10 protein-coding genes are annotated in these 10882 nt (G+C 74.6%); 5 read left to right on the top strand and 5 right to left on the bottom strand.

The window, feature by feature from the left end:
* Positions 1-205: 205 nt before the first annotated feature.
* Complete coding sequence (locus ABD811_RS10840; protein ID WP_344944741.1) at positions 206-1135, bottom strand: LysR family transcriptional regulator; 930 nt, start codon at positions 1133-1135, stop codon at positions 206-208.
* Positions 1136-1229: 94 nt separating this feature from the next.
* Here ABD811_RS10840 and ABD811_RS10835 point away from each other — a divergent pair, with 94 nt between their 5' ends.
* From ABD811_RS10835 to ABD811_RS10820, 4 genes are read left to right on the top strand one after another with little or no spacing between them, the layout of a single operon-like run.
* Positions 1230-2552: a CitMHS family transporter gene (locus ABD811_RS10835; RefSeq protein ID WP_344944738.1), complete on the top strand. Its 1323-nt coding sequence runs from the start codon at positions 1230-1232 to the stop codon at positions 2550-2552.
* Positions 2553-2581: 29 nt separating this feature from the next.
* Positions 2582-3898 carry an acyclic terpene utilization AtuA family protein gene (locus ABD811_RS10830; protein WP_344944735.1) on the top strand — a complete coding sequence of 439 codons (1317 nt, stop codon included), beginning with the start codon at positions 2582-2584 and terminating at the stop codon, positions 3896-3898.
* Positions 3879-4199 carry an AtuA-related protein gene (locus ABD811_RS10825; RefSeq protein ID WP_344944732.1) on the top strand — a complete coding sequence of 107 codons (321 nt, stop codon included), beginning with the start codon at positions 3879-3881 and terminating at the stop codon, positions 4197-4199. The genes ABD811_RS10830 and ABD811_RS10825 overlap by 20 nt, the downstream gene beginning before the upstream one ends.
* Positions 4200-4235: 36 nt before the next feature.
* On the top strand, positions 4236-4766 hold the full coding sequence (locus tag ABD811_RS10820; RefSeq protein WP_344944729.1) for a GNAT family N-acetyltransferase: 531 nt from the start codon (positions 4236-4238) through the stop codon (positions 4764-4766).
* Here the strand turns inward: ABD811_RS10820 and ABD811_RS10815 are convergent.
* The 4 genes from ABD811_RS10815 to ABD811_RS10800 form a co-directional block, all read right to left on the bottom strand.
* Positions 4757-6397, bottom strand: a complete 1641-nt coding sequence (locus ABD811_RS10815; RefSeq protein WP_425549390.1) for an acyclic terpene utilization AtuA family protein — start codon at positions 6395-6397, stop codon at positions 4757-4759. The genes ABD811_RS10820 and ABD811_RS10815 overlap by 10 nt on opposite strands.
* 56 nt (positions 6398-6453) lie before the next feature.
* Entirely contained in the window at positions 6454-7242 is a 789-nt protein-coding gene (locus ABD811_RS10810; RefSeq protein ID WP_344944724.1) for a TIGR03084 family metal-binding protein, read from the bottom strand.
* Positions 7243-7437: 195 nt separating this feature from the next.
* Positions 7438-8832, bottom strand: a complete 1395-nt coding sequence (locus ABD811_RS10805; RefSeq protein WP_344944721.1) for a DUF1996 domain-containing protein — start codon at positions 8830-8832, stop codon at positions 7438-7440.
* 432 nt (positions 8833-9264) lie between these two features.
* Positions 9265-9981 carry an FMN-dependent NADH-azoreductase gene (locus tag ABD811_RS10800; protein WP_344944719.1) on the bottom strand — a complete coding sequence of 239 codons (717 nt, stop codon included), beginning with the start codon at positions 9979-9981 and terminating at the stop codon, positions 9265-9267.
* A gap of 94 nt (positions 9982-10075) precedes the next feature.
* Between ABD811_RS10800 and ABD811_RS10795 the strand changes: the two genes are divergently transcribed.
* Positions 10076-10882: sigma-70 family RNA polymerase sigma factor (locus tag ABD811_RS10795; protein WP_344944717.1), on the top strand; the 807-nt coding region annotated here is incomplete at its 3' end.

Raw genomic sequence — 10882 nt, 5'->3', positions numbered from 1 at the left:
GGGGCTCCCACGCCGACGGCGACCCGGCCCGCGGGGGCGTCGGAGGCTATCTGCGGGTGGTCGTCGCTGGAAATCGTGAGGCGCAGGCGGTGGCCGGCGCCGAGGCGGTGGTGGGCGGGCCACGGCCTTGACGGTGGTCTACGGACAGTAGGTGCGGCCGGTGAGGCGGTCCACCATCAATGACGTATGGATCGATGCGTCCCTGTCATAGGGCGAGGTCGGTCCATTCGGAGAGCGGCGCGCCGTCCTCCGCGGCGGTCTCCAGCAGGTCCAGGAAGCGCCGGACGGCGGGGGCCTGCGGACGGCGCGGGTCGAACAGGACGCCGATGGGGCGGGTCAGCGCCGGGCCGGTCAGGCGGCGCCGGTCCAGGCGGGCGAACTCGATGAGCGGCAGCACCAGGCCGGGGACGGCGGACACGCCGAGCCCGGCGGCGGCCAGCCCGGCGACGGCGGCGATGTTGCGGGCCTCGGTGACGGGGCCGAGGCGGACGCCGGCGTCCCGCAGGGCCCGGTCGGCGAACGCGCGCACGCTGCTGACCCTGTCGAACGCGATGAACGCCTCGCCTCCCAGCTCGTGCCAGGCGAGCGGCTCGTCCGTGCCGCCGAAGCGGTGCCCGCGCGGGAACACGCAGTAGAAGCGGTCGGCGGCGATCTGGTGGAAGGCCAGGGCGTCCGGCGGTTCGGTCAGGACGGTCACGGCGAGGTCGGCGCGTCCCGTCCGGACCCGGTCGAGGACCTGGCCGAGCAGGCCGTCCTCGATCTGGATCCGCACGTCGGGGTGGTCGCGGCGGAACCGGGACACGATCGGCGGCAGCAGCGTGGCGGCCAGCGACGGCAGCGTGGCGACGCGGACCAGGCCGCGGGTGCCGGCCAGGAAGCCGGTGAAGTGGTTGACGCCGCGGTCGAACTCGCCGACGACGCGCTCGGCGACGTCGGCGAACTCGCGTCCGGCGGGCGTCAGCAGGACCCGGCGGGTGGTGCGTTCGAACAGCGTGATGCCGACCCGGCGCTCCACCTCGGCCACGGTGCGGCTGAGCGACGACTGGGCGAGCCGCATCCGCTCCCCCGCCGCGGTGAAGCTGCCCTCGCGGGCGACGGCCAGCACCACCCGCAGTTGCTGGATGGTGAGATCCATGTCCTCCTCGCATCAATCTATGTGGGATTGATGTTGGACGAACAAGAGTGTCGCGCCTCACACTCTCTGGCAACCCCGGAGAGGAGGTGGGCTCATGGTGGCCGCGCTGGGCTTCGTCACCATCGGGCTGTTTCTGGCCCTGACCCTCACCAGAAAGGTGTCGGTGCTGCTCGCGCTGGTGCTGGTGCCGGTGGCCGCCGCACTGGTGGGCGGGTTCGGCGCCGAGCTGGGCGACATGGCGGCCAAGGGCGTCGTCAAGGTGGCCCCGGTCGCCGTCATGATCACCTTCGCGGTGCTCTACTTCAGCCTGATGATCGACACCGGGCTGTTCGACCCGGTGATCCGGCGGGTGCTGGCCTGGGCCAAGGGCGACCCGATGCGGATCACGGTGGGCACCGCGGTGCTGACGCTGCTGGTGGCGCTGGACGGCGACGGCGCGTCCACGTTCCTGATCACCGTGTCGGCGCTGCTGCCGATCTACCGGCGGCTGGGCATGCGGCCGCTGGTGCTGACCGGCGTGGTGTGCCTGGGCGCCGGGGTGATGAACCTGGTGCCGTGGGGCGGCCCGACCGCGCGCGCCATGGCCGCGCTGAAGCTGGACGCCTCGGACGTGTTCGTCCCGCTGCTGCCCGCGATGGCGGCCGGGATCGCCTGGGTGCTGGCCGCCGCGTACTTCATCGGACGCCGTGAACGGGCCCGGCTGCTGGCCGAGGGCGCGCGGCTGCCGGATCCGCGGACCGGCGTGCCGGCCTCCGGTCCCGGCACCCCGAAGGCCGACGAGCTGACCGCCCCGTCCGCGCCGCGCGACGCGCGGTTCTGGTTCAACCTCGCGCTGACGGTCGTGCTGGTGGTGGCGCTGGTGGCGCAGGCGATGCCGCTGGAGGTGCTGTTCGCGCTGGCGTTCGCGGTCGCGCTGGTGGTCAACCGGCCGACCTGGAAGCAGCAGCAGGAGCTGCTGGAGCGGCACGGCGCCAACGTCGTCCTGGTCACCACCATGATCTTCGCGGCGGGCGTGTTCACCGGCGTCCTCGGCGGCACCGGCATGATCACCGAGATGTCGAAGGCGATCGTGTCGGTGGTGCCGGACGGCACCGGCGGGATCCTGCCGGTCGTCACGGCGGTGACGAGCATGCCGCTCAGCCTGGTGTTCACCCCGGACGCCTACTACTACGGCGTGATGCCGGTGGTCGCCGAGACGTCCGCCGGGCTCGGCGGCGACCCGGCCGCCATCGCCCGGGCGGCGATCCTCGGGCAGATGACGACCGGGTTCCCGCTCAGCCCGCTCACCGCGTCCACGTTCATCCTCATGGGGATGGCCAAGGTCGAGCTGGGCGCGCACCAGCGGTTCATCTTCGCGTGGGCGTTCGGCACCACGCTGGTGATGACCGTCGTCGCCCTGCTCACCGGCGCCATCTGACCGGCCTACCTCGGGGGTTGTCCTTCCACATGCGAGCGAACACCACCATGCGGATCGGCTGCGGCGCGGGATTCTCCGGCGACCGGATCCCGCCCGCCGTCGACCTGGTCGAGCGCGGCGACCTGGACGTGCTGGTGCTGGAGTGCCTGGCCGAGCGCACCATCGCGCTCGGCCAGCGGCGGCGCCTGCGCGACCCCGCGCACGGGTACGACCCGCGTCTGCGCGCGCGCCTGTCGGCGCTGCTGCCCGCCGCGGTCCGGCGCGGCGTGCCCGTCGTCAGCAACATGGGCGCGGCCAATCCGCGCGCCGCCGGGGAGGCCGCCCGCGCCGTGGCCGCCGAGCTGGGCCTGGACGGCGTGCGGGTCGCCGTGGTCACCGGCGACGACGTGCTCGACCGGATCGACCTGGACGCCCCGGCGCTGGAGGACGGCCGTCCGCTCGCCGAGCACGGGCCGGTGATCTCCGCCAACGCCTATCTGGGCGCCGACGCCCTGCTGCCCGCCGTCGCGTCCGGCGCCGACGTGGTGCTGACCGGCCGGGTCGCCGACCCGTCGCTGTTCCTGGCGCCGCTGGCGCACGGCCTCGGCTGGGACCCGGCCGACTGGCCGCGCGTGGCCGCCGGGACGCTCGTGGGCCACCTGCTGGAATGCGCGGGCCAGATCACCGGCGGCTACTTCGCCGACCCGGGACGCAAGGACGTGCCCGGTGTGGCCGACCTCGGGTTCCCGTTCGCCGACGTGCGCCCCGACGGGACGGCCACGGTGAGCAAGCTGCCGGGCACCGGAGGGCTGGTCACCCGCGCCACCGTCCGCGAGCAGCTCCTGTACGAGATCACCGACCCGGCCGCCTACCTCACCCCCGACGTGGTGCTCGACCTGCGCGGCGTCACGGTGGACGAGGTGGGACGCGACGCCGTGCGGGTGCGGGGCGCGGCGGGACGGCCGCGTCCGGGCACGCTCAAGGTCAGCGTGGGCTACCACGCCGGGCACCGCGCCGAGGCCGGGATCTCCTACGACGGCCCGGGCTCGCGGCGCCGCGCCGAGCTGGCCGGGGAGATCGTCGCGTCCCGGCTCGCCTCCGCCGGCGTCCGGCTGCGCGTGGGCGTGATCGGGGCGGACGGCGAGGAGTGCCGCCTGCGCGTCGCCGCCCTGGCGTCCACGCCCGAACGCGCCGACGACGTCTGCCACGAGGTGGAGGCGCTCTACACCAACGGACCGGCGGGCGGCGGCGGCGTGCGCACCGCGGTCACCGACGTCGTCGGCATCGTGTCGACGCTGCTGCCCCGCGAGGCCGTCACGCCCGCCACCGAGATCCTGGAGGACGCCCGTGCGCGCGAGACTGCATGACGTCGCCCACGCCCGCACCGGCGACAAGGGCGACACCTCGACCGTGTCGATCTTCCCGTACCGGGACGAGCACTACCCCGACCTGGTGCGCGAGCTGACGCCCGAGGTGGTGCGCCGCCATCTGGGCGGGCACGTGCGCGGCGAGGTGGTGCGCTACGAGCTGCCGAGCCTGTGCGCGCTGCACTTCGTGTGCCGCCAGTCGCTGGACGGCGGCGTCACCACCTCGCTGGCCCTGGACACCCATGGCAAGGGCCTCAGCTCCCGCCTGCTGTCCCTGGAGATCGAGATCCGCGGGCACTGATCACCGAGGCGGCCGGCGGCCGGGCAGACTGGCCGTATGTCCGCACAGGTGATCGTCCGCCCCGCCGTGGCCGCGGACCTCCCGGCGGTGGCCGGGATCTTCGAGCACTACGTCCGCCGCACGGTGACCACGTTCGAGGAGACCGCGCCGGGCGTGGCGGCGTGGCGGCGGCGGCTCGACGAGCTCACCGGGCGGGGCCTGCCGTTCCTGGTCGCCGAAACGCCCGAGGACGGGCGGGTCGCCGGGTACGCGTACGCGGCGCCGTGGCGGCCCAAGCCCGCCTACCGGCACACCGTCGAGGACTCGATCTACGTGGCGCCCGGCCGGACCGGGCGCGGGCTGGGCCGGGCGCTGCTGGGCGCGCTGCTGGAACGGTCCGGCGAGGCGGGCGCGCGGCAGATGATCGCCGTGATCGCCGACACCGGCGACGACGCCTCGGCCGCGCTGCACGCCCGGTTCGGGTTCGTCCCGGCGGGGCGGCTCAGCCGCGTGGGGTTCAAGCACGGCCGCTGGGTCGACACCGTGCTCATGCAGCGGGAGCTGGACGGCCCACCGCGTCAGGCGTGACCGGCGAGCAGGGCCTCGGGGACGTCGGCGTGGCGGGCGCGCAGCCACTCGCCCAGGGCCTTGGCCTGCGGGTCGAAACGGGCCTGTGCCGCGACGCCCTCCCCCAGCAGGCCCTCCACCACGAAGTTGAGGGCGCGCAGGTTGGGCAGCACGTGGCGGTGGACGGGCAGGCCGGCGGTCTCGGGCAGCAGGCGGCGCAGCTCCTCGACGGTCAGGGCGTGGGCGAGCCAGCGCCAGGCGTCGTCCGTGCGCGCCCACACGCCGAGGTTGGCGTCACCGCCCTTGTCGCCGCTGCGGGCGCCGATCACCGTGCCGAGCGGGACCCGCCGGGTCGGCTGCCCCGGAGGCAGAGGTTCGGGGAGCGGCGCGTCGTCCACGTCGGACGGCTCGCGGGTCGCCGGGGCCGGGGGAATGTCGACGCGTGAACCGTCCGGCAGCACCGCGACGTGCGGTACCTCGGCGGCGCCGACGAAGGCCGCCGAGTAGACGCCGTAGGGGGAGGCGTCCGAGGGCGGCGCGGTGACGTGGAACCCCGGGTAGCTGGCCAGCGCCAGCTCGATCGCGGCGCCGCTGAACGCCCGTCCGACCACGGCGGCGTCGGCGTCCTTGACCTCGCAGTGCAGCAGGGCGCTGGCCTCCTGCTCGGTGCCGGCGTCCGGGCGGTCGGTGCGGGCGAGCGTCCAGCGGATGTGCGCCGGCGGGCGGTCTTCGAGGGCGCGTTCGAGCTGGTCGCGCACGAGCGCGGCCTTGGCCTCGATGTCCAGCCCGGTCAGCACGAACGTGGTGGCGTTGCGGAAGCCGCCGAGGCGGTTGAGGCACACCTTGAGGCGCGGCGGCGGGGGTTCGCCACGCGCCCCGCTGATCCGGACGCGGTCGGGCCCGTCGCCGGTGAGGGTCAGGGTGTCGAAGCGGGCGGTGACGTCGGGGCCGAGGTAGCGGGCGCCGCCGATCTCGTACAGCAGCTGCGCGGTGACCGTGCCGACGGTGACGGCGCCGCCCGTCCCCTCGTGCTTGGTGATCACGCTGGTGCCGTCGGCGTGCACCTCGGCGATCGGGAAGCCGGGCACGGCGACGTCGTGCTCGGTGAAGAACGCGTAGTTGCCGCCGGTCGCCTGGGCGCCGCACTCGATGACGTGCCCGGCCGCGACCGCCCCGGCCAGCGCGTCGAAGTCGTCGCGGGCCCAGCCGAACCGCGCGGCGGCCGGGCCGACGACCAGCGAGGCGTCGGTGACGCGGCCGGTCACGACGACGTCGGCGCCGGCGCGCAGGCATTCGGCGATGCCCCACGCGCCCAGGTAGGCGTTGGCGGTCAGCGGTCGCCCGAGGCCGAGCTCGGCGGCGCGCGGCAGCAGGTCGTCGCCCTCGACGTGGGCGACGGCGACGTCCAGGCCGAGCCGGCAGGCCAGTTCCCGCACGCGGTCGGCCAGCCCGGCGGGGTTCAGCCCGCCCGCGTTCGTGACGATCTTGACGCCCCGGTCGGCGGCCTCGCCGAGGGTGTCCTCCATCTGCCGCAGGAAGGTGCGGGCGTAGCCGCGGGCGGGGTCCTTCAGCCGGTCGCGGCCGAGGATCAGCATGGTCAGCTCGGCGAGGTAGTCGCCGGTCAGCACGTCCAGGGGCCCGCCGGTGAGCATCTCGCGGACGGCGGCGAACCGGTCGCCGTAGAAGCCGGACGCGTTGCCGATCCGGATCACGCCCGCTCCTCCGGCTCGCGGCCGGCGCCGGGCGGGCCGGCGAACGCCTGCGCGATCTCCAGCCAGCGGGCGGCGTCGGCGCCGACGGCGGTGAGGCCGGTGTCGGCGGGGTGCCGCCGTTGCGTGACGACGAGGCAGAAGTCCAGCGCGTCGCCCGTGACGCGCTGCGGGGCGTCTTCGGGTCCCCAGGTCCAGACGTCACCGTCCGGGCCGGTCAGCTCGACCCGGAACGGTTCGCCGGGGGGCTGCAGCCCGTGCACGCCGAACGCGAAGTCGCGGGTGCGTACGCCGATGTGGGCGACGTGCCGGATCCGCGCGGTGGGCGCGCGGCCGACGCCGAGCGCGTCGTACACGTCCTGCGCGTGCGCCCAGGTCTCCATCAGCCGGGCGGTCGCCATGGACGCCGCGGTCATCGGCGGCCCGTACCAGGGAAGCCGCCGCCCCTCGGGGACGGCCGCGAGCGCGGCGGCGAGGTCGGCCCGGCCGCGCCGCCACGCGGCGAGCAGCTCGGCGCGCGGGGTGCGGGCGCCGTCGCGCGCCGCGTCGTCGATGTACCCGGGACCGCCCTCGGCGGCGCGCCGCAGCTCGGCGGGGAAGTCGTCCGGGGTGCGCGCCGCGATGAGCGCCCTGGCGTCCGTCCAGGCCAGGTGGGCGATCTGGTGCGCGATCGTCCAGCCCTGCGCCGGGGTGGGGGTCGACCAGTCCACGTCCGCGCGCGCGACCAGCTCGTCCAGCTCCCGGCTCTCGGCGTCCAGGTCGGCCAGGATGGGTCCGGCATCGGCCACTGCCGCTCGCCTCCTCCCTGAGTTCTGGAAGGAGGGTGTCACCGGTGATCCAAAGAATCAAGCACGCATGATTGTTTCTTTGCCCGCTGGCCCGCCGGCCTCGCGCGTCTCGTCGACCTCCAGACGCGCGTCCGGCCCGTGCCGGAGGCGGCACGGGCCGGACGCATGGGTCGTCGCGGGGTCAGGTCGGTTCGCTCAGCAGCGCCGGCCTCGGTTGATGCAGGCGGCCGCGCGGGCGGCCAGCTTCGGGGACATCACGTTGATGAAGTCGCCGTGGTCGGTGACGGGCTTGTGCAGCTGCTCGGGGAAGCTGTCCAGCGCGTACAGCCTGCCCTGCGGGATGTTGTAGCTGATGCGCTGCTCCAGCCGCGGGATGGCGCGCATGCCCGCCGGGCAGTTGCCGTTGGCGTCGGGATAGGCGACGTGCGTGCGGTGGTTGGCGCTGTCGGTGTTCTGGCCGTCCCAGCAGCTCTGGAACTCCAGGATCCGCATCACCCGGCTGCCGCGCGGGCACAGCGGGTACTTGTCGCTCAGCCGCCGGTTCTCGAACCCGGTGCAGGTCCACGACGCACGGGCGTTGGCGGTGCCGTTGGTGAACGACTTGGCGTCCCCGGTGATGATCCGCAGGAACCGCGGCATGGCGGTGACCTTGCTCCTGGGGTTGCCGGAGAAGGTCAGGTCGACCCTGGCGGGGGTGAGGATCTTGCCGACGTTGCCGTCCAGGCCGCCTCCGGGCTTGTCGGCGTCGAAGTCGTTGGCGCCGGGCAGCCGCACCACCGGCCAGTAGTGCGTGGACTTGTCGCCGTTGGTGCAGGTGGTGCCCGCCCGGGCCAGGTCCTCGTCGGTGGAGAACCCGCTGGTGGCCTTGTTGCCCACGTAGTCGTGCAGGTGGTGGGCGCCGTTGCTCACGCCCGGAGCGACGATCACGTTGTCGGAGTTGAAGTGACGGTTCTCGTTGCGGCCGCACTTGGAGGTGAAGGTGCCCCTCGAGGCGTTGCGTCCGGGACGCGGCGCCTTGAAGTTCGGGCGGACCTTGCGGATGTCGACGAAGTCGCTGCGGACCGGCCCCTTCTGGGGCCGACCCGCGCCGTTGCCCTGACCCGCGCCGTTGCCCTGCCCGGCCCCGTTGCCCGCGCCGTCGCCCTGGCCCGTACCGGCGCCGGGGGTGCCGTTGAGGGTGCAGGCGGCCAGCGCGTCCAGCCCGGCGGGCCGCTCGGCGACCCGGCCGATGGCGGTGGCGATCCGGTTGATCGTGGCGAGGCGCTTGTCGCGCAGCGGCCCGAGGACCGCGTTGCGGGCGAAGTCGGGGCCGCCCTGCCCCACCGTGGCGGCCAGCCGCCGGTCGGCCTCCTGGATCTGGGTGTTCAGCAGCGCCAGGTTGCGGTCGACCTCGGCCCTGGCCTGGGCGGGGACGGCGGGCAGCCGGGACGCCACGTCCGGGCACTGGACGGTCTGCGCGCGGACGGCGGCCGCGGCGTTCACCCCGGCCGTCGCCGTGCCGACGCCGGACAGCCCGGCCAGCACCAGTCCCCCGCCGGCCGCGAGTCCGACGGTGCGCAGAAAGGTTCGCGGTCGCCGTGCGAGTCGCATGCGGCGCTCCTCCTTGTTCAGGGTGTGAGGAAGTCACCCGGCTTCGTTCAGCGAGTACGCGCCCCTGTCCGTCGGGGGTTCAACGCGCGCAGAAGAATTTCCGCGGCCGTCCGCGCGGGTCACGCGGCGTGACCGTGCCGCATCCGGTCGGCGACGGGCGCTTAGGCGGCGCTCAGCGCCGGGTCAAGCGAACCTTAAGAGCCCGCGCGGCAGCCCCGCCGGGTCTAGCCTCGGCGACGTCACCGATCTTCGACCTGGGGCGGGCGGCCCGCGCGGCGTCCCATCGACGCACCCGGCTTCCAGCCGCGCGGACCGTCCGCCCCCTCCCCCGGAAGGAGGCGGACGGAGGGCTCCGTACGCGCGGCGTACGACACCGTTGGGTACGCGCGGAGCCCCCGCTGTGTTCAACCCCCTACCGCGTGACCTTGACGATCACCGGTTCGGCGCGCCGACGGGACGGCCGTCCCGGGAGGCCAGCGCGGCGACCTCCGCCCGCGCGTCCGCCAGCGAACGCGCCGCGAAGTCCTGGAAGCGCGCGAGCTGCGGGAGATGCTCCGCCATGGTCATCTCCGCGTGGACGAAGCGCAGGTTGTCCTCGGGCACGCCGAGGTGCTCGCGGAAGTACGCCCGCAGATACGGCTCCTGGAAGTCGCATCCGTGGCGCGGGGTGTCCGGCCCGTAGGCGCCGCCGCGCGCGGTGACCACCACGACCTCCGTGTCCCGCAGCACGCTGGTCTCGGTGTCCGGGTCGACGTAGGCGCCGGGGAAGGTGATCCGGTCGATCCACGCCTTGAGCGCCGCGGGCACCGAGAAGTTGTACATGGGGGCGCCGATCAGCACGGTGTCGGCGGCCCGCAGCTCTTCGACCAAGGGCAGGGTCAGCGCCCAGTCGCGTCGTTCGGCCTCGTCCGCGGCCAGCGCCGCCACCTCGTCGAGCGGGACCATGCCGCGCTTCTCCACGCGCCGCCCGAGGTCGACGTACGGCGCCCCCAGCGGCGGCACCGGATCGGCCACCAGGTCGCGGTACCGGTATCCGGCCGCCGCGCCGTGCCCGCGCCGCCAGGCCTCGGCGAACATCGAGGTCAGCCGCCTGCTGACGGAACCGTCCGCATGGTCGACACCGGAGTCGAGATGCAGCAGGGATATCATGCTTCCACCGTCCACTCGGCCACCCTGACCGGCAGGGTCGCGTCTTCTTCCGTTCACCGCCCTTACGACGACGCGCGCCGAGGAAAGGTGACCGATGGACGATCAGGCCGCACTGGCCGAGCATTTCGACCGCTCCCGGGGGCAGCTGCGGGGCGTGGCGTTCCGCATGCTCGGTTCGGCGGACGAGGCGGACGACGCCGTGCAGGAGGCGTGGCTGCGGGCCAGCCGCGCCGGTTCGGGCGACGTGGCCAACGTGGCGGCGTGGCTCACCACGATCGTCGGCCGGGTGTGCCTGGACATGCTGCGCTCGCGCCGCCGCCGCGGCGAGCATCTGGTCGACACGGCCGGTCTCGAGGCGCTGCTCGCCGGGGACGGCGCGGCCGGTCCGGAGGACGAGGCGGTGCTGGCCGACTCCGTCGGGCTCGCCCTGCTGGTGGTGCTGGACGCGCTCGGCCCCGCCGAACGGGTCGCCTACGTGCTGCACGACCTGTTCGCCGTGCCGTTCGAGGAGATCGCCCGCATCGTGGAACGGTCACCGGCCGCGGCCAAGAAGCTGGCCAGCCGCGCCCGGCACCGCGTCCACGGCCGGCCGGACGTCCCGGCCGCCGACCTGGGCCGTCAGCGGCGGGTGGTGGACGCCTTCCTCGCCGCGTCCCGCGCGGGCGACCTGGACGCCCTGCTCGCGGTGCTGGCGCCGGACGCCGTGCGGCGCAGCGACCGCGCCGCGCCGCCCGAGGCCGAGGTGCGCGGCGCGCGCCGCATCGCCGAGGAGACCGCCGCCAACACCGCCCGCGCCCGATTCGCCCGGCCCGCGCTGGTGGACGGCCGGATCGGGCTGGTCGTCGCGCCGCGCGGGCGGCTGTGGCTGGTGCTGAAGCTGACGATCGACGGCGACCGGATC

Source organism: Actinomadura miaoliensis (assembly GCF_039536785.1).
GTDB classification, from domain to species: Bacteria; Actinomycetota; Actinomycetes; order Streptosporangiales; family Streptosporangiaceae; genus Spirillospora; species Spirillospora miaoliensis.
Note: the sequence above shows the minus strand (reverse complement) of the source record. Positions and strands in the feature narration are given on the sequence as shown.